We start from the raw sequence: 19,579 nt of genomic DNA, 5'->3' as shown, positions 1-19,579 counted from the left end.
CGGGTCGATGGCATGCGGGAAAGGATCAGGCGGTCGCGACGCGCGCCGCGACGGGTTGCGGCGCGGCATCGGCATCGGAGCCGGCGGCGGTCGCGTCGGGCGCGCGGCGGCGCAGCAGGCGGTTGACGATGTCGAGCCACGCCAGCGCGCTGGCTTCGAGGATGTCGGTGCTGGTGCCGCTGCCGGTGACTTCGTCGCCATGCATGCGCGCGGTGAGGCTGGCCTGGCCCTGCGCGTCCTCGCCGGTGGTGACGCTGGAGACCTGATAGCTCTCGATGTCCAGATGCGTGCCGGTGCCGCGCGCCAACGCCGCGAACAGCGCGTGCACCGGACCGTCGCCGGTCGCGGCTTCGGTGATGCGTTCGCCGTCGGGCGAACACAGTTCGACGCTCGCCGTGGGCAGGATGCCGTCGCCGACGCCGGTGCTGACGTGCAGCCGGTTCAGGCGCCAACCGCCGAGCGTGCGGCCGTCGATGCCCAGCGCCAATGCTTCGAGGTCGGCGTCGAAGACTTCGCGCTTCTTTTCGGTCAGCGCCTTGAAGCGACCGAAGACCTGGTTCAGTTGCGCCTCGTCCAGCGCGAAACCCAGTTCCTTCAGCCGGTCCGCCAGCGCGGCGCGACCGCTGTGGCGGCCCATGATCATCTGCGACTTCGCCCAGCCCACGGCCTCGGGCCGCAGGATTTCGTAGGTGCCGCGATGCTTGAGCATGCCGTGCTGGTGGATGCCGGATTCGTGGGCGAACGCATTGGCGCCGACGATGGCCTTGTTGCGCTGTACGCCCATGCCGGTGATGCGGGTGAGCAGGCGCGAGGTCGGAACCAGGCGTTCGGTGTGGATGCCGGTGGTCGCGCCGAAATAGGCGCGGCGCGTTTCCAGCGCCATCACCAGTTCTTCCATCGCGCAGTTGCCGGCGCGCTCGCCGATGCCGTTGACGGTGCACTCGACCTGGCGCGCGCCGCCTTCGATCGCGGCGAGACTGTTCGCCACCGCCAGGCCGAGGTCGTCGTGGCAGTGCGCGCTGAAGATCGCCTTGTGCGCGTCCTTCACGTGCGCGCGCAGGTATTCGAACAGCGCGCGGATCTCCGCAGGCGTGGTGTAGCCGACGGTGTCGGGAATGTTCAGCGTGCGCGCGCCGGCCGCCAGCGCCGCGCCGCAGATCTCGGCGAGGAACTCCGGCTCGGTGCGCAGCGCGTCCTCGGCCGAGAATTCCACGTCGTCGACATAGCGTCGCGCCTGCTCGACGCCGGCGACCGCGCGCGCGAGCACGTCGTCGCGGCTCATGCCGAGCTTGTGCTCGCGATGCAGCGGACTGGTGGAGATGAAGACGTGGATGCGCGGGCGCTCGGCATGTTCCAGCGCACGCGCGCAGGCTTCGATGTCGCCGCTGTTGCAGCGCGCGAGCGTGGCGACGCCGGCGCCGCGCACGTCGCGGGCGATGGCAGCGCAGCCGTTGAGGTCGCTGTCCGAACTCGCCGGGAAGCCGGCCTCGATCGTGTCCACGCCGAGTTCGGCGAGCGCGTGCGCGAAGCGGAGTTTCTGTGCGGCGGTCATGCTGCAGCCCGGCGATTGCTCGCCGTCGCGCAGGCTGGTGTCGAAGATGGCGACCCGTGCGGGCGCCTCCGGACGAACGTCGGTGTCCATCAGGCGATGGCCTCCAGTGCGGGAAATTCGGGGGATGACCACTCTTGGGCGGGCGGTTCGGGGGATGTGCGTTCGAGGGCGGTGGGTTGCGCCAGCCGGACGACAGCGGGAGAGAGCGCTGTCGTCCGGCCGGCGCCGGGGGCGGGAAGACGGGTGTCGGCGCGACGCGCGGCGGGTTTCGCCGTGGACGGCGCGGCGTCGTCGTGGGCGCGGCGGCGCGGCTTGCGCGGCGCGCGCGGGCGCACGTCGGCGAGCAGGCCGGCGAGCACCGCGGCATCGATGTTGCCGCCGGAGACGACGGCGCATTTGCGTTTGCCGGCGACGCGGCGGCCGGCGGCCAGCGCCAGCGCGCCGGCGCCTTCGGCGATGACGTGTTCTTCCAGCGCCAGGCGCACCAGGGTTTCGCGCAGTTCGGCCTCGCGCACGATCACCAGATCGTCGAGCAGCTCGGCGAGGATGCGGCGGGTCAGCAGGCCGGGCTGTTTGACGCGCACGCCGTCGGCGAGGGTGGCGACCGGTGGTGCGCCCTCGGGTTCGCCCCTGAGCGCGCGATGCATGGCGTCGACGTGCTCCACCTGCGCGCCGACGATGCGCACGCCCTGCGTTTTCAGCGCCAGCGCCACGCCCGCGGCGAGGCCGCCGCCGCCGATCGGTACCAGCACCACGTCCGGCGCCAGCGATGCGATCTCCATGCCGACCGTGCCCTGGCCGGCGATCACGTCGGGGTCGTCGAACGCGGAGAGGAAGCGGTAGCCGTTCTTCTCGGCCAGTTGCATGGCGAACAGGCGCGCTTCGTCGAAGGTGTCGCCGTGCAGGCGCACGGTGGCGCCCCAGTGGGCGACGCCCGCGATCTTGGTCTGCGGCGCGCCGTGCGGCATCACCGCGATCGCGGGCACGTTGAGCCGGTACGCGGCCCAGGCCAGGCCCTGCGCGTGATTGCCGGCGGATGCGGCGATCACCGGGCGGTCGTCGCCGCGTTCGCGCGCGGCGAGCAGGGCGTTCAGCGCGCCGCGCACCTTGTACGAACCGGTGCGCTGCAGGTTTTCGAGCTTGAGCCAGCAGCCGAAACGTTCGGCGTGATGCAGCGGCGTCGGCGGCAGGTAGCGGCGCAGGCGGGCCTGCGCAGCGAGAACATCGCTGGCCCCGACGTGTACGGAGCCGGCCCGTTGCATGACATCGCCGACGTCGCTGCCGTCCATGCTCAGACCTCGGTCAGCCAGCTGGCCGACCACGCGCTGTCGCCGCGGACGGTGCGCGCATAGACATCGGCGATCTCGCGGCCCACCGGGCTCTGCGCGGCGTACGCGCGACCCGCGTTCTCGCCAGCGTGGATCTCGGCGATCGGGGTGACTTCCGCCGCGGTGCCGCAGGCGAAGACTTCGTCGGCGTCCAGCAGTTCCTCCATGCTGACCGGACGCGATTCGGCGCCGATCAGCCGGATCAGGGTGTCGCGGGTGATGCCGGGCAGGGCGTCGCGATGTTCTACCGCGGTCACGCGCCCGTCGCGCACCACGAACAGGTTCGCGCCGGTGCACTCGACCGCGAAATCGTCGTCGTCGACGAACATCGCTTCGTCGAAGCCGCGCGCCTTCACTTCGCGCTTGGCGAGGATCGAGTTGACGTAGGCGCCGCAGAGTTTCAGCGGCGGCAACGCGCTGGCCGGATTGCGGCGCCAGCTGGACACCGAGACGCGGGTGCGGTTGCCGTTGAGATGCACGTTGGTGGACGAGGTGGCGACCATCAGATGCTGCGGATGGCCGGCCACGTCCAGGCCGAAGCTGCCGTCGCCGTACCACGCGAGCGGGCGGATGTAGGCGTCGCCCTGGCGGTTGGCGCGCAGCGTCGCCAGCACCGCTTCGGTGGCTTCGGCGACATCGAAGGTCATGCCCAGCAGTTCGGCGCCCTTGCGCATGCGTTCCAGATGCTCGGGCAGACGGAACACCGCAGCGCCGCGCTTCGTCGCATATGCGCGGATGCCCTCGAACACGCCGCTGCCGTAATGCAGCGCATGCGTGTGCACGGTGGCCTGCAGGCGTCCGGTGTCGACCAGTTCGCCGTCGTACCACAGCTTCTGCGGCGCGGTCGCGGGTTCGGCCTGCGTCGGTGCGGCGGCAGCCGGGCGTTCCAGCGTGGCGGCGTGGTTCAGAGACATGGCTGCACCTGCACGTCGAGGCAGTCGTAGAGCTTGGCGAGCTGCTGATGCAGGCCTTCGGCGGGGCGTTCGCCTTCCACCGTCATCTGCAGATGCCAGCGGTCGCCGTCGGAATGGGTTTCGCCTTCGACCGTGACCGGACGGAAGCCGCGGCGTTCGGCGGTGCCCAGCACGCGGGTGAGCGCGCCTTCGGACTGGCGCAGGGTCAGATCGAGTCGGTAGCGCATGAGGGAGATTCCTGGGAGGAGGAGGGGAGGGAAGCGGTGGCGGCAGCGGCGACCGTCGCTGCGACCGCGGCGGGCGCCGCGGGCGCGGACGCGGCCGGGGCGCTGGCCGGCGACGCCGGCATGACGATGCGGTCCAGCGTGGTCGCTTCGTCGGCGTCCATCATTTCGGTGTTGTTGCGGTTCGGCGGCACCAGCGGCCACACGTTCGCGGCCTGATCGATCGCGACATGCAGCAGCGCCGGACCTTCGGTGGCGAGCAGCGCCTGCAGCGCGTCCTCGACCCTGGCGGCGCTGTCGAGCTTCAGCGTCTTCACCCCGAAGGCCTGCGCCAGCGCGCAGAAATCCGGGTTGTCGCTGAGGTCGATCTCGGAATAGCGGCGCTCGAAGAACAGTTCCTGCCACTGCCGCACCATGCCCAGCGCCTGGTTGTCGAGCAGCACGATCTTCACCGGCAGCCGGTAGCGCGCGACCGTGGCCAGCTCCTGCACGTTCATCAGGAACGAACCGTCGCCGCTGACGCAGATCACCTGCGCCGCCGGGTCCTGCAACTGCGCGCCGATCGCCGCCGGCAGGCCGAAGCCCATCGCGCCGAGCGCGCCGCTGGTGAGGTGATCGCGCGGATGATCGAAGGCCCAGTGCTGCGCCACCCACATCTGGTGCTGGCCCACGTCGCAGCAGACCACCGCTTCCGGCGCCAGGGTCGACAGCCGCTTCAGCAGCGCCGGCGCGTACACGGTGTCGCCGGGCGCGTCGTAGCGCGGCGCGGCCAGGGTCTTCGCGTGCAGGCAGGCGTCGCGCCACGCGTGGCGGGCGACGCCGTGGCGACCGCGCAGATGCGCGGCCGACGCCGCCATCATCCGCTGCAGGCTGGTCGCGATGTCGCCCTGCACCGGCGCATCGGCGGCGCGCAGCTTGCCGATCTCGCAGGCGTCGATGTCCAGATGCACCACGCGCGCGTTCGGTGCGAACTCGGCCAGCTTGCCGGTGGCGCGGTCGTCGAAGCGGGCGCCGACCACGAACAGCAGATCGCATTCGTGCACCGCGAGATTCGCGGCGCGGTTGCCGTGCATGCCGAGCATGCCCAGATTCAGCGGATGCGCCGCCGGCAGCGCGCCGAGGCCCTTGAGCGTGAGCACGGTCGGGATCTGGGTGGCGTCGACGAAGTCGCGGAACGCCTGCACCGCATCGCCCAGCGCGATGCCGCCGCCGCCGTAGATCACCGGTTTCTGCGCCAGCGCCAGCTGCGCCAGCGCCGCGTGCAGCGCGGCGTCGCTCGCGCCGGCCGGCGGCGCCACCGCGGCCGGCACGTGCGCCAGCAGATGCGAAGCGTCGGCGTTCTGCACGTCCTTCGGCAGATCGATCAGCACCGGGCCGGGCCGGCCTTCGCGCGCGAGGCGGAAGGCTTCGCGCACGACGTTCGGCAGATCGTCGACGCTGCGCGGCAGGAAGTTGTGCTTCACGATCGGCATGGTCATGCCGAACACGTCCAGTTCCTGGAACGCGTCGGTGCCCATCAGCGGCGTGCCCACCTGACCGGTGATGCAGACCATCGGCACCGAATCCAGCATCGCATCGGCGATGCCGGTGACCAGATTCGACGCGCCCGGACCGGAGGTCGCGACGCAGACGCCGACGCGCCCGCCGGCGCGCGCATAACCGTTCGCCGCGAACGCGGCGCCCTGTTCGTGCCGCACCAGCACGTGTTTGAGGGACGATCCGTGCAGCGCGTCGTAGAAGGGCATGATCGCGCCGCCGGGATACCCGAACAGCGTGTCCACGCCTTCCGCGAGCAACGCCTGCACCAGCCAGCGGGCACCGTTCATCAGGCGGTCTCGGCAATGGGATGAGTGGATTGCGACGGGGTGGCGGCCGGCTTCTCCGCCGCCGGCGCGGCGGCCTGCGGCGCACCGTTCTGCTGCAGCCACTGCATCTTGGCGCGCAGTTCCTTGCCGACCTTCTCGATCGGATGGTCGAGATCGGCCTGCTGGAACTTTTTGTAGTTCGGCAGGCCGGCGTCGTACTCGGCCACCCAGCGCTGGATGAAGGTGCCGTCCTGGATCTCGCTCAGGATGTCCTTCATCCGCGCCTTGGTCTCGGCGTTGATCACTCGCGGGCCGCTGACGAAATCGCCGTACTGCGCGGTCTCGGACACGAATTCCAGCATGCGGGTGATGCCGCCTTCGTAGAACAGGTCGACGATGAGCTTCAGCTCGTGCAGCACTTCGTAGTAGGCGATCTCCGGCTGGTAGCCGGCTTCCACCAGCGTTTCGAAACCGGCCTGCACCAGCGCACTGGCGCCGCCGCAGAGCACCGCCTGTTCGCCGAAGAGATCGGTCTCGGTCTCTTCCTTGAAGGTGGTCCTGATCAGGTTGGCGCGGGCGCCGCCGAGGCCGGCGGCATAGAGCTTGGCGAGTTCCTCGGCGCGGCCGCTGCGGTCCTGGTGGATCGCGTAGATGCAGGGCACGCCGCGGCCGATCTCGTATTCGCGACGCACCAGCGCACCCGGGCCCTTCGGCGCGACCAGCACCACGTCGAGGTCGGCGCGCGGCGAGATCATGCCGAAGTGCACGTTCAGGCCGTGCGCGAACAGCAGGCAGGCGCCCTGTTTCATGCTCGGCGCGAGCACGTCGGCGTAGAGCTTCTTCTGCACCATGTCCGGGGTGAGTACGGCGACCAGATCGGCCTGCGCGGCCGCTTCGGCCGGCGATTTCACGGTGAAGCCGTCGGCGAGCGCCTTCACTTCGGTCGGGCCGCCCGAACGCAGGCCGACGACGACATCGAAACCGGAGTCGCGGAGGTTCAGCGCGTGGGCGCGGCCCTGGCTGCCGTAACCGATGACTGCGATCTGGGGCTTGGAGGAGGTGTTCATGATCGGATTCCGTGGTGTTGGAGAGGAGGTTTCTTTCTGTCATCCCGAGCGGAGCGAGGGACCTGTTGTTGATTGTTTTTGCACTTCGGAAAATCAGGTCCCTCGCTTCGCTCGGGATGACGGCCATTTCTGTTTCGTCAGGCGGGCACCGCTTTTTCGCTGTCCGCAGCGGCCGTCAACGCGACATCGATCCGTCGCGTGTCGTCCAGCAGCCCGGGCGACGTCACCGCGCCCTGCGACGCCGAACGCACGTCGCGCGCGTACTTCGCGAGCACGCCGTGGCGCACGCGCGGCGCGATGCGCGCAGCGCTGCGGGTCGACAGATCGGCGGCGACATCGAGCCGGCGCGTGGTCGCGTCGATGGTCACCGCGTCGCCGTCGCGCAGCTTCGCGATCGGGCCGCCGTGCGCGGCTTCCGGCGACACGTGGCCGACCATGAAGCCGTGGGTGGCGCCGCTGAAACGGCCGTCGGTGAGCAGGGCGACGTCGTTGCTCAGGCCCTGGCCGACCAGCGCGGCGGTGACCGCCAGCATCTCGCGCATGCCCGGGCCGCCGGCAGGACCTTCGAAGCGGATCACCACCACGTCGCCGGCCCGGATCTGCCGCGCCTGCACCGCGGCGAACGCGGCTTCCTCGCTGTCGAACACGCGCGCCGGGCCGGTGTGCTTCTCGCGGCCGTGGCCGGCGAGCTTCACGATGCAGCCTTCCGGCGCCAGATCGCCGTAGAGGATCGAATAGCCGCCGCGCGGCTTGATCGGATCGTCGACCGGACGCACGACATCCTGCGTGGGGGAGGTGGTCGCCGCGTTCGCGTCCGCAAAAAAACTTTGGCCGGCGACCGTTGGGACATCCACGATCAGACCGGCCAGTTGCAGTGCCTGCGCCACCAGTGCGGTGCCGCCTTGTTGGAACATTTCCGCCGCGGTGTAGCGGCCGCCCGGTTTCAGGTCGGCGATCACCGGGGTGTTGGCGCTCGCGGCCTCGAATTCTTCCAGGTCGAAGCGCACGCCGGCTTCGTGCGCGATCGCCAGCAGATGCAGCGCGGCGTTGGTGGAGCCGGCGGTCGCCGACACCGCGCGCGCGGCATTGCGCAGCGCATCGAGGCTTAGCAACTGGCGCGGCGTCGGGCCACCTTCGTTCAACAGCTTCATCACCAGCGCGCCGCAGCGCTCGGCCGCCTTCGGCTTGTCCGGATGCGTCGCCGGAATGTCGTTCTCGCCCAGCGGCGACAGACCGAGGAAGGTCAGCACCATCGCCATCGTGTTCGCGGTGAACTGGCCGCCGCAGGCGCCGGCGCCCGGACAGGCCTTGCGTTCGATCTCGCCCAGTTCGGCATCGTCGATGCGCCCGGCCGAATGCGCGCCCACCGCTTCGAACACGTCCTGCACGGTCAGCGCCTTTTCGCCGCCGTCCTTCGACTTGCAGCGCCCGGGCATGATCGTGCCGCCGTAGAGGATCACGGTCGGGATGTCGAGGCGCGCGGCGGCCATCGCCGCGGCCGGAATGGTCTTGTCGCAGCCGACCAGCAGCACCATCGCGTCGAGGCAGTGGCCGGTCACCGCCAGTTCGATCGAATCGGCGATGGTCTCGCGCGACGCCAGCGACGCGCGCATGCCGTCGCTGCCCATCGCGATGCCGTCGGTCACCGCGATCGTGTTGAACTCGATCGGCGTGCCGCCCGCCGCCATCACGCCGCGGCGCACGTCCTGGGCCAGATCGCGCAGGGTGATGTTGCAGGGCGAAACGTCGGACCAGGTCGACACCACCGCCACCAGCGGTTTGGCGATGGCGGCGTCGTCGAGCCCGGTCGCGCGGAGCATGGCGCGGGCGGGGGCGCGGGCGGGGCCGGATTTGATCGCGTCGCTGTGCATCGGTCTGTGGTCTCTCGGATCGTGGTCGGTGAAGCGGTCGTGGAAAAAGCGGAACCCCAGAAAGCGAAAACCCCCGCACCTTCTTCAGGGGCGGGGGTTTCTAGAAACCCGGGTCGTGTGTCGCGCAACCCTATCCCGCACCTGTGGGCGTGGTAATAAGGACGACGACGACAAGAACGAGCGCCGCGATCGCGGCGTGCATGACGCTGACGGCAAGACCCTCGTTGCGCGCTGCAACCGACGCACGCGCCGCGGTGCGGGCGTGGTCGTGGAGCGGTCGATGGATGTTGCGCTGCGTCATGGCTGCAGGGAAACATGCCTTTTCGCGCGGTGTCAAGTCTCCGGCTGCTGACGAATCGGAATAAGCGCCGCCATCGCCTCTGCGCCGGGTGCGAAATCCTGTCCGATCAATGCGATAGCCGTGTGCCGCCCGGCTTCGACTTTGGTCGAAACGCACCCGCGAGCGACCGCAGTGGGGCGAGTTGAAAGCGTATGCAACCGAGTGAGTGCGCAAAATGTGGCCCTCCGGAAGCGTCGCGGACGGGGCTCCGATATCGCCCGCTCCGCCGCGTGACGGCGGGGCGAGCGCGGGGCTAGACTCGGGCTGCAACGCGTTGACCGACGCTCTCGGTCGGATGCCAGCCGCGAGGTCGCAGTGAAGCCGACCGATATCCGCAATCCCGACACCTTCCACAAGGTCGTCGACTGTCAATGGGCCTGTCCCGCGCACACCCCGGTTCCCGAATACATCCGCCTGATCGCCTCCGGCCGCTACGCCGACGCCTACATGGTGAACTGGCGCAGCAACGTCTTTCCCGGAATTCTTGGACGCACCTGCGATCGCCCCTGCGAACCGGCCTGCCGGCGCGGGCGGGTGGAGGAAAACAACGGCGGTGCGCTCGACGAGGGCGGGCCCGAGCCCGTCGCGATCTGCCGCCTCAAGCGCGTCGCCGCCGACTTCAAGGGCGATGTGTCTGCGCTGATGCCGGCCCCGGCCGCGCAGCGCAACGGTCGCCGCATCGCCTGCGTCGGCGCCGGCCCGTCGTCGATGACCGTGGCCCGCGATCTGGCGCCGCTGGGCTATCACGTGACCGTGTTCGAAGCCGACCCCAAGCCGGGCGGCTTCATGCGCACCCAGGTGCCGCGCTTCCGCCTGCCGGAAGAAGTCATCGACGAAGAGACCGGCTACATCCTGTCGCTCGGGGTCGAGTTCGTCGGCAACCGCCGCATCGAATCGATGCGCGAGCTGCTGGCGCAGGGCTACGACGCCGTGTTCGTCGGCAGCGGCGCGCCGCGCGGCCGCGATCTCGACATTCCCGGCCGTCAGGAGGCTGCGGCGCAGATCCATGTCGGCCTGGACTGGCTGGCCAGCGTCTATTTCGGCCACGTGACGAAGGTCGGCAAGCGCGTGCTCGTCCTCGGCGGCGGCAACACCGCGATGGACTGCTGCCGCTCCGCGCGCCGTCTCGGCGGCGAAGAGGTGAAGGTGATCGTGCGTTCCGGCTTCGACGAGATGAAAGCCAGCGCCTGGGAAAAGGAGGACGCGATGCACGAAGGCATCCCGATCCTCGATTACCGGGTGCCGAAGAGTTTCGTCCACGCCAGCGGCCGCCTGACCGGCATGACCTTCGAGAAGGTGCGCGCCGAATACGACGATCGCGGCCGGCGCAGGCTGGTGCCCACCGGCGAGCCGGACGAATTCTTCCCCTGCGACGAAGTCCTGATCGCGGTCGGCCAGGAGAACGCGTTTCCGTGGATCGAGCGCGATCTCGGCCTCGACTTCGACGAATGGGGCATGCCGGTCGTCGACAAGGTCACGCACCAGTCGACCCTGCCGCACGTGCTGTTCGGCGGCGACGCCGCGTTCGGACCGAAGAACATCATCTGGGCGGTGGCGCACGGCCACGCAGCCGCGGTCAGCATCGACAAGCTGCTCAACGGCGAGGACACCCGCGAACGTCCGGCGCCGGACGTGTCGCTGATCTCGCAGAAAATGGGCATCCACGAGTGGAGCTACGACAACGGCGTGTCGAACGACGAACGCTACAAGGTCCCGTGGTCGGAAGCGGCGAAGAAGCTGGACAGCATCAGCGTCGAGGTCGAGCTGGGCTTCGACCCCGCCACCGCCTGGAAGGAAACCCAGCGCTGCCTCAACTGCGACGTGCAGACCGTGTTCGCGAAGGACAAATGCATCGAATGCGACGCCTGCGTCGACATCTGTCCCACCGACTGCATCACCTTCACCGTCAACGGCGAGGAAGCGGATCTGCGCACGCGCCTGACCGCGCCCGCGCTCAACGCCGACCAGGACCTCTACGTGTCCGAACCGCTGAAGACGCTGCGGGTGATGGTGAAGGACGAGGACGTGTGCCTGCACTGCGGGCTCTGCGCCGAACGCTGCCCGACCGGGGCCTGGGACATGCAGAAATTCCTGCTGCAGGAGACGCAGGCCGGTCCGCGTTGCCGCAGCGCACAGAAGAAGGAGGCGGCATGACGCCCGCTCAATCCGCGGCCCCGGGTTCGTCGCAGCCGGCGCTGCTGCAGCATCCGCCGCTGCAATCGATCAACGATTTCGTGGTCAAGTTCGCCAACGTCAACGGCTCCGGTTCGGCTTCGGCCAACGAACTCTTCGCCAAGTCCATCCTGCGCATGGGCGTGCCGGTCAGCCCGCGCAACATCTTCCCGTCGAACATCCAGGGGCTGCCGACCTGGTACGAAGTGCGCGTCTGCGAAGCCGGCTGGCTGGGGCGCCGCGGCGGCGTCGACATGATGGTCGCGATGAATCCGCAGACCTGGGACACGGACATCGCCGAGATCGAACCGGGCGGCTATCTGTTCTACGACAGCAGCAAGCCGCTGCCGAAGTCGAAGTTCCGCGACGACATCCAGGTGCTCGGCGTGCCGCTGACCGAGATCTGCAACGCCACCTACAGCGACCCGCGCCAGCGCCAGCTGTTCAAGAACATCATGTACGTCGGCGCGCTCAGTGCGCTGCTGGATGTCGACGTGCCGTCGATCGAAGCGCTGATCGCCGAACAGTACAAGGGCAAGGAAAAACTGCTCAAGCCGAACATCGAAGCCCTGCATCTGGGCCGCGACTGGGTCCTGCGGCACCTGCCATGCCCGATCGGCCTGCGCGTGCGCAAGGCAGATGCGGTCGGCGACCGGATCTTCGTCGAAGGCAACGCCGCGGCCGCGCTGGGTTGCGTGTACGGCGGGGCCACGGTCTGCGCCTGGTATCCGATCACGCCGTCGTCGTCGCTGGCCGAAGCCTTCCAGAAGTACTGCCAGAAGTTCCGCGTCGACCCGGAGACGGGCGAAAACCGCTACGCGATCATCCAGGCCGAGGACGAGATCGCCTCGATCGGCATGGTGGTCGGCGCGGGCTGGAACGGCGCGCGCGCCTTCACCGCGACCTCCGGCCCGGGCGTGTCGCTGATGAACGAATTCATCGGTCTGGCGTATTTCGCCGAGATCCCGATCACCATCATCGACGTGCAGCGCGGCGGTCCGTCGACCGGTATGCCCACGCGCACGCAGCAGTCCGACATCCTCGCCGCCGCCTACGCCTCGCACGGCGACACCAAGCACATCCTGCTGCTGCCGGAAGATCCGCACGAGTGCTTCGCGTTCTCCGCGGATGCGCTGGATCTCGCCGACCGCCTGCAGACGCCGGTGTTCGTGATGACCGATCTGGACATCGGCATGAATCAGCGGCTGTGCGCGCCGTTCGCATGGGACGACAGCCGCACCTACGACCGCGGCAAGGTGCTGAGCCGCGAGGATCTGGAGGCGGGCAAGGAATTCGCGCGCTACAAGGACATCGACGGCGACGGCATTCCGTATCGCACCTATCCCGGCACGCATCCGGAGAAGGGCGCGTATTTCACCCGCGGCACCTCGCGCAACCCGCAGGCGCAGTATTCCGAGCGCGGCGCGGATTACGTCTACAACATGCAGCGGCTGCTGCAGAAGTTCGACACCGCGCGCGGCCTGGTGCCGCAGCCGATCGTGTCGCGTGCCGATGTGCCCGCGCGTCACGGCGCGATCCATTACGGATCCACCAGTCCGGCGATGCAGGAGGCCATCGAGCGCCTGCACGGGCAGACCATCGCGCTGGACACGATGCGCCTGCGCGCGTTCCCGTTCCCGGACTCGGTGCGCGCGTTCATCGATGCGCACGAGTCGGTGTTCGTGGTGGAGCAGAACCGCGACGGCCAGCTGCGGACGCTGCTGATCAACGAGTTCGGGATCGACCCGGCGCGGCTGATCGCGGTGCTGCACTACGACGGCACGCCGATCACCGCGCGGTTCATCGCCGATGCCATCGCGGCGCGCATCCGGCCCGCGCACCAACAGGACAAGGTGGCCTGACCCATGACCTATCTCGCCAAACCCAAGCTGCACCATCCCACCCTGGCCTGCAACGCGATCGGCTTCACCCGGCGCGACTACGAAGGCAAGATCAGCACGCTCTGCGCGGGCTGCGGCCACGATTCGATCTCCGCGGCGATCATCCAGGCCTGCTGGGAGCTGGACATCGAGCCGCACCGCGTCGCCAAACTGTCGGGCATCGGCTGCAGCAGCAAGACGCCGGACTATTTCCTCGGCCAGTCGCACGGCTTCAACACCGTGCACGGACGCATGCCGTCGGTGCTCACCGGCGCCAATCTCGCCAACCGCGAGCTGATCTATCTCGGCGTTTCCGGCGATGGCGATTCCGCGTCGATCGGCATCGGCCAGTTCGTGCATGCGATCCGCCGCGGCGTGAACATGGTCTACATCGTCGAGAACAACGGCGTGTACGGGCTGACCAAGGGCCAGTTCTCGGCCACCGCCGACCAGGGCTCGGTGTCGAAGAAGGGCGTCGCCAACACCGACAGCCCGCTGGATCTGGTGACGATGGCGCTGCAGCTGGGCGCCAGCTACGTCGCGCGCGGTTTCTCCGGCGACAAGAAACAGCTGGTGCCGCTGATCAAGGGCGCGCTTTCGCACCGCGGCGCCGCCTTCATCGACGTCATCAGCCCCTGCGTCGCCTTCAACAATCACGCCGGCAGCACCAAGAGCTACGACTACGTGCGCGAGCACAACGACGCGGTGAACCAGCTCGACGTGATGGTGCCGCGCAGCGAAATCGCGGTCGACTACGCGGCCGGCGACACCATCGCGGTCGAGCAGCACGACGGCTCGGTGTTGCGCCTGCACAAGCTCGACGCGGCCTACGATCCGCGCGACCGCATCGGCGCGATGAACCTGATCCAGCAGCGCCATGCGCGCGGCGAGGTCGTCACCGGCCTGCTGTATGTTGATCCGGGCGCCGACGACCTCCACGGGCATCTGAAGACCGTCGCCCGCCCGCTGAATGCGCTGGACGCCGCGGAGCTGAATCCCGGCGCCGCCGCGCTGGCGAAGATCAACGCCGGGCTGCGCTGAGCCCGCCGCGCAACATGAACGGCCCGGCCGTCGTCCGCACGGCTGGCGGCCGGGGCCGCGGAATGGTTCAATGACGCCACGAGAAGCGGGGGTATCGCCGGCCCGTCCGGCGATTGAGACACACCCTTCGAACCTGATCCGGTTGAGACCGGCGTAGGGAAGCTTCGCAGTCATCGACGGCCGATCCGGCCGTTCGTGGCGCGCCGCCGCTTCGTCCCTGTCACGAGACACGTCACCAGAGACGTCAGGACGAACGCCGATGAATGCCATTCCCGCCACGCTGCTGCAGCAGACCGAGCAGCTTTCCGAATCCGTCACCCGGCCGATCCCCGGCTCGCGCAAGATCCATGTCGAAGGCTCGCGCCCGGACATCCGGGTCGCGATGCGCGAAGTCGCGCTGTCGCAGACGCCGACGCTGTTCGGCGGCGAAGCCAATCCGCCGGTGAGCATCTATGACCCCTCCGGTCCGTATACCGATCCGGCCGTCGCCATCGATCTCGCCGCCGGCCTCGCGCCGCTGCGCGCCGGCTGGATCGAGGAGCGCGGCGACACCGAGCGCCTGGCCGCGCTGAGTTCGGAGTTCGGCCGTGCGCGCGAGAGCAACGCCAAGCTCGACAGCGTGCGCTTCCCGAACCGTGCATTGCCGCGCCGCGCCAAGGCCGGCTTCAACGTCTCTCAGATGCACTACGCCAAGCGCGGGATCGTGACGCCGGAAATGGAGTACGTCGCGATCCGCGAGAACCAGCGTCTCGACGCGGTGCGCGAAGCGCACCTGCTGATGCAGCATCCGGGCGAGAGCTTCGGCGCGAACATCCAGAAGATCATCACCCCGGAATTCGTGCGCGACGAGATCGCCCGCGGCCGCGCGATCCTGCCGAACAACATCAACCATCCGGAAAGCGAGCCGATGATCATCGGTCGCAACTTCCTCACCAAGATCAACGCGAACATCGGCAATTCCGCGGTGAGTTCCGGCATCGCCGAGGAAGTCGAGAAACTGGTGTGGGCGATCCGCTGGGGCGGCGACACGGTGATGGATCTCAGCACCGGCAAGCACATCCACGAAACCCGCGAGTGGATCATCCGCAATTCGCCGGTGCCGATCGGCACGGTGCCGATCTACCAGGCGCTGGAAAAGGTCGACGGTCGTGCCGAGGAACTGACCTGGGAGATCTTCCGCGACACGCTGATCGAACAGGCGGAGCAGGGCGTCGATTACTTCACCATCCATGCCGGCGTGCTGCTGCGCTACGTGCCGCTGACCGCGAAGCGCACCACCGGCATCGTGTCCCGTGGCGGTTCGATCCTCGCCAAGTGGTGCCTCGCGCATCACAGGGAAAACTTCCTCTACACGCACTTCGAGGACATCTGCGAGATCATGAAGGCCTACGACGTGGCCTTCTCGCTGGGCGACGGCCTGCGCCCGGGCTGCCTCGCCGACGCCAACGATGCCGCGCAGTTCGGCGAACTGGAAACGCTGGGCGAACTGACGAAGATCGCGTGGAAGCACGACGTGCAGACCATGATCGAAGGTCCCGGTCACGTGCCGATGCACCTGATCAAGGAAAACATGGACAAGCAGCTGCGCGAATGCGGCGAAGCGCCGTTCTACACCCTCGGTCCGCTGACCACCGACATCGCGCCGGGCTACGACCACATCACCAGTGCCATCGGCGCTGCGATGATCGGCTGGTACGGCACCGCGATGCTCTGCTACGTCACGCCCAAGGAACATCTGGGTTTGCCGAACCGCCAGGACGTGCGCGACGGCATCATGGCCTACAAGATCGCCGCCCACGCCGCCGACCTCGCCAAGGGCCATCCCGGCGCGCAGGTGCGCGACAACGCGCTCAGCAAGGCGCGCTTCGAATTCCGCTGGGAAGACCAGTTCCATCTCGGCCTCGATCCCGAGAAGGCCAAGGAATTCCACGACGAGACCCTGCCGAAGGACGCGCACAAGGTCGCGCATTTCTGCAGCATGTGCGGCCCGCATTTCTGCTCGATGAAGATCACCCAGGACGTGCGCGACTATGCCGCCGAGAAGGGCGTCGCCGACGAAGCCGCCGCGCTGGAAGCGGGCATGGCCGAAAAGGCCGCGGAGTTCCGCGCGCAGGGTGCGCAGGTCTATCGCAAGGAGTGATGGCCGTATCGGATGAGCGGCCTGAAGGCCGCTCATCCGCGACATCGCAAGCCCCTGTAGGAGCGCCGGGAGGCGCGACGGGCTGCGGACAATCTTTCCCTTGCCAGTCGCGCCTTGACCAGCCATTCGGCTGTTGAAAGCCGGCGCTCCTACATGGAGATTTCGGCAAACGGGTACATCACGCTCAGCGCACGGAAGGCCATACGGTCGAACCCGTTCGTGCGGCGGGCGCCATGCCCCGAGGCGTCGGCAGGTCGCTGTCGTCTCCGTGCGCGGACCCATCGCCCGTTCCGTGCCCGTCGTTGCCGGCGTCGTCGTCCCGGGCGGCGAGACCCGCCGCCGCGCGCAGCCGCCGGCTCAAGCCCCAGGTCGCGCTGCGCAGCTCGTTGATCGCGGTCAGCTCCCAGCAGTCGCCGCGCGCGAGCGCGCCGACGCAATACAGGCCCGACACCGGTTGACCGTCGGCGTCCAGGACCTCGAAGTGCGGCGACACCCGCACGCCCAGGCCCAGCGGGTCGGGCTGCAGGGTGCCAGCCGCGACCAGATGCTGGATCAGCGGATGCGTGGTGCGGGTGATGTCGGTGTCCATCCCGGTCGCACGGATCAACATGTCGAAATCGTGGCGCTCCGCATCGACGCTGCCGCGCGGTCGGATCAGGGCGGACAGGCCGGTGTCGGTGATCCCCGCGCGCAGCAGCCGTCCGGAGACGATCCGCAGTTGTCCGCTGGCGATCGCATCGTCGATCTCCGCCGCCGCCTTCGGCGGCATGCGGTGGCGGTGCGACTCCCAATACGCGCGCACATGGCGCAGGAACCGTCCGCGCTGCGTCTGCGACATCCCGCGCCAGCAGGCCTGGATCTCGGGCCGGATCGCATCGATCACGACGCGCCAGTCGTCGACCACGCGGGTCACCGAGCGCACCGCCGAGACCAGCGCGTGCAGATCGCTTTCGCGCAGCGCCTTGCGCAGGTTGGGCGGCAGTTCCACCGGGTCTGCGGGCGCTTCCGTGTGCCGCTGCGGCAGCAGCCCGTGCCGCGACAGCGCGACGATCCGTCCGCGATGCCCGCGCCGGTTCAGCGTGGCGACGATGTCGACCATCGTCAGCCCGGTGCCGACGATCAGCAGTTCGGCATCGCGATCGATGCGATCGAGATCGCCCTCCTGCCACGGCGACGCGATGTAGCGCGAATGCCGGGCCAGCCGCGGACCCACGCCCGGGAGCCGTTGCGGCGGCAGCGTGCCCACGGCGAGGACGACACGGTCGCTCATGAAACTGCTGCCGTCGTCGAGATGCACGCGATAGCCCTTGCCGTGCACGCGATCGATCTCGATCACCTCGTTTTCCAGCGAGGTCAGATTGGTCGAGGCGACTTCGGCCTCGTGCAGCCGGTCGAGCAGATATTCGCCGTACGCCACGCGCGGCAGGAAGGCATCGCGCGCCCGTTCCGACAGATTCAGCCATCGCGCGAAGCCGGCGGGTTTGTCGGCGGTCGCGCCGAGGTGCCCCGCGCGCGCGTTGAGCAGATGTTCGCCGCGCGCATCGCCGTAGGCGACGCCGCCGCCGAAATTCCCCGGCGTGCCGACCAGGCACACGTCGAGATCGGTGTCGTGGGAGGTCGCGAGTTCGGTCGCGAGCGTGCTGCCGGTGTAACCGGCGCCGACGATGGTGATGCGCATGCGGAGTGTCTCCATGCCCGGGGGTGGGCCGAGTATGCGAACGACTTCCGCTGCGCGTGTGAAAATTCGGTTTTGGTCGAAATGCCCGGGAAAATCGACTATTTCGATGCGGGCCCCACGGTTGCGTGGTTTCCGGGGCGCCGCGCACACGACATGCGCGATGGGCATGTCGTCATACGGACGCGTCGCGATGATGCGCGCGACCGGCGGCGGCCCGAAGGCCGCTCGACCGGGACGGAAGGTCAGCCTTCGACGACCTTGAACGTCAATCCCGCCTTCGCCTGCAGGCGTTCCACGAGGGTCATGCCCATCGCCGCCGCGGGTGTCCACACGCCGCCGGGCGTGCGGCTGCGATCGACGTCACGGGCGAGGCAGAGCGCGGCTTCGGCGATCATCTTCGAGGTGGAGCCGTAGCCGGGGTCGCGGTCGCCGGCGACGCTGGCGGTGAGCGTGCGGCCGTCGGCGGTCTGGCCGAAGAACAGCGTTTCGTGACGGCCCTTTTCGCGCTGTTCGAGGCTCGGGCCTTCGCCGGGCTTGGGCAGCGAAAAACGGCGCAGCAGGGCGCGGGTCGGCGCGAAGGCGAGCATCAGGTTCTGCAGCTTCGACTGCCGCAGCATCTTCCTGGCGCGCTTCTCGCCCGCGGGGCCGTCGCCGGTGAGCATGCGCTCGCTGTAGACGAAGTCGGTGCCCCACGGGTGGCCGAGCAGGGCATGACTGCGGTGCACGTTCTTGGTGTTGATCAGCGCCATCACGAACGGCGCGGTCCAGCTCTTCGCCAGCATGTCGTATTCGGCGACGTGGTCGTTGGGCTGGCGCGGGCCCTTGAAGCCGGGGGTCAGCGCGAACGGATCGACCAGCGCGCGACGCAGCGCGGGCGCGTGCTTCGTGGCTTCGATGGTGGCCAGCATGCTGGCCACGGTGCCGCCGGAGAAGGTGCCCTTCAGCACCTTCACCCGGCCATGCACGCGCTGCAGCGGCGCGCCGAGGCGTTGCTGCGATTCGTGCTGGACGTAGGCCACGCCCAGATCGAACGGAATCGAGTCGAAGCCGCAGGAGAACACGATGCGCGCGCCGCTGGCGCGGGCCTTGTCCTGCAGTTCGGGGATCATCTTCGCCATCCAGCCCGGTTCGCCGCAGAGGTCGACGTAATCGGTGCCGGCGTCGGCGCAGGCGTGGATCAGCGGTTCGCCGTAGGTCTGATAGGGGCCGACGGTGGTCAGCACCACCCGGGTCTGCCGGACCAGATCGGCCAGTGCGGCGGGATCGCTGGCGTCGGCGACCAGCAGCGGCAGGGCCGCGTCGATGCCGAGGGCGTCGCGGACTTCGGCCAGCCGGGCCGCGCTGCGTCCGGCCATGGCCCAGCGCACGTCGCCGCCGACGCCGTAGGTCTTGTTGAGATATTCGGCGACCAGCCGGCCGGTGAAGCCGGTGGCGCCGAAGACGATGATGTCGAAGGGGATGGCGTCGAGGGGGTTGTTCATTCCCCTATCTTGTCAGACTCGCCGCGGATTGGCGCGGCCGGCGGAACGGCCGCCCGGTGGAACGGGGCGGCCGCGGATGGACGGAT

The 19,579-nt window shown here is 68.8% G+C and carries 12 protein-coding genes, 1 pseudogene and 1 riboswitch; of the genes and pseudogenes, 4 read left to right on the top strand and 9 right to left on the bottom strand.

The annotated features are described in order from the left end of the window. Window positions 1–25: 25 nt before the first annotated feature. The 7 genes and pseudogenes from ABD974_RS16190 to ilvD form a co-directional block, all read right to left on the bottom strand. The gene (locus ABD974_RS16190; RefSeq protein WP_345304369.1) at window positions 26–1,642 is read right to left on the bottom strand and encodes a 2-isopropylmalate synthase; all 1,617 of its coding nucleotides are present in this window, start codon (window positions 1,640–1,642) and stop codon (window positions 26–28) included. Further along, window positions 1,642–2,841, bottom strand: coding sequence for a threonine dehydratase (locus ABD974_RS16185; RefSeq protein ID WP_345304368.1), 1,200 nt, complete (start codon window positions 2,839–2,841; stop codon window positions 1,642–1,644). The genes ABD974_RS16190 and ABD974_RS16185 overlap by 1 nt, the downstream gene beginning before the upstream one ends. A 2-nt stretch (window positions 2,842–2,843) precedes the next feature. Then, window positions 2,844–3,794 (bottom strand): aminotransferase class IV, encoded by a 951-nt coding sequence (locus ABD974_RS16180; RefSeq protein ID WP_345304367.1) that lies wholly within the window; start codon window positions 3,792–3,794, stop codon window positions 2,844–2,846. After that, window positions 3,785–4,021 (bottom strand): ACT domain-containing protein, encoded by a 237-nt coding sequence (locus tag ABD974_RS16175; protein WP_345304366.1) that lies wholly within the window; start codon window positions 4,019–4,021, stop codon window positions 3,785–3,787. The genes ABD974_RS16180 and ABD974_RS16175 overlap by 10 nt, the downstream gene beginning before the upstream one ends. Before the next feature lie 143 nt (window positions 4,022–4,164). After that, window positions 4,165–5,844, bottom strand: a pseudogene (gene ilvG / locus ABD974_RS16170) (acetolactate synthase 2 catalytic subunit); the annotation flags it as partial. Beyond that, window positions 5,844–6,890, bottom strand: a complete 1,047-nt coding sequence (ilvC, locus tag ABD974_RS16165) for a ketol-acid reductoisomerase (RefSeq protein ID WP_345304365.1) — start codon at window positions 6,888–6,890, stop codon at window positions 5,844–5,846. The gene ilvC and the pseudogene ilvG, both read right to left, overlap by 1 nt. Window positions 6,891–7,027: 137 nt before the next feature. After that, window positions 7,028–8,761, bottom strand: coding sequence for a dihydroxy-acid dehydratase (gene ilvD / locus ABD974_RS16160; protein ID WP_345304364.1), 1,734 nt, complete (start codon window positions 8,759–8,761; stop codon window positions 7,028–7,030). Window positions 8,762–9,416: 655 nt separating this feature from the next. Between ilvD and ABD974_RS16155 the strand changes: the two genes are divergently transcribed. The 4 genes from ABD974_RS16155 to thiC all read left to right on the top strand — a co-directional run bounded on the left by ABD974_RS16155 (window position 9,417) and on the right by thiC (window position 16,334). After that, window positions 9,417–11,255 carry an FAD-dependent oxidoreductase gene (locus tag ABD974_RS16155; protein WP_345304363.1) on the top strand — a complete coding sequence of 613 codons (1,839 nt, stop codon included), beginning with the start codon at window positions 9,417–9,419 and terminating at the stop codon, window positions 11,253–11,255. Continuing rightward, on the top strand, window positions 11,252–13,135 hold the full coding sequence (locus ABD974_RS16150) for a 2-oxoacid:acceptor oxidoreductase subunit alpha (RefSeq protein WP_345304362.1): 1,884 nt from the start codon (window positions 11,252–11,254) through the stop codon (window positions 13,133–13,135). Before ABD974_RS16155 ends, ABD974_RS16150 begins: the two co-directional genes overlap by 4 nt. A gap of 3 nt (window positions 13,136–13,138) precedes the next feature. Continuing rightward, window positions 13,139–14,194 (top strand): 2-oxoacid:ferredoxin oxidoreductase subunit beta, encoded by a 1,056-nt coding sequence (locus ABD974_RS16145; protein WP_345304361.1) that lies wholly within the window; start codon window positions 13,139–13,141, stop codon window positions 14,192–14,194. Window positions 14,195–14,271: 77 nt separating this feature from the next. Then, window positions 14,272–14,372, top strand: a riboswitch (TPP riboswitch). Window positions 14,373–14,453: 81 nt separating this feature from the next. After that, the gene (thiC, locus tag ABD974_RS16140; protein WP_345304360.1) at window positions 14,454–16,334 is read left to right on the top strand and encodes a phosphomethylpyrimidine synthase ThiC; all 1,881 of its coding nucleotides are present in this window, start codon (window positions 14,454–14,456) and stop codon (window positions 16,332–16,334) included. A 184-nt stretch (window positions 16,335–16,518) separates the two neighbouring features. Here thiC and ABD974_RS16135 read toward each other — a convergent pair whose 3' ends face one another. Then, complete coding sequence (locus ABD974_RS16135) at window positions 16,519–18,012, bottom strand: FAD/NAD(P)-binding protein (RefSeq protein WP_345304359.1); 1,494 nt, start codon at window positions 18,010–18,012, stop codon at window positions 16,519–16,521. Window positions 18,013–18,254: 242 nt separating this feature from the next. Beyond that, window positions 18,255–19,493: a saccharopine dehydrogenase family protein gene (locus tag ABD974_RS16130; protein WP_345304358.1), complete on the bottom strand. Its 1,239-nt coding sequence runs from the start codon at window positions 19,491–19,493 to the stop codon at window positions 18,255–18,257. Window positions 19,494–19,579 lie beyond the last annotated feature (86 nt).

The organism is Lysobacter hankyongensis (genome assembly GCF_039543145.1).
Taxonomy (GTDB): domain Bacteria; phylum Pseudomonadota; class Gammaproteobacteria; order Xanthomonadales; family Xanthomonadaceae; genus Lysobacter_I; species Lysobacter_I hankyongensis.
Note: the sequence above shows the minus strand (reverse complement) of the source record. Positions and strands in the feature narration are given on the sequence as shown.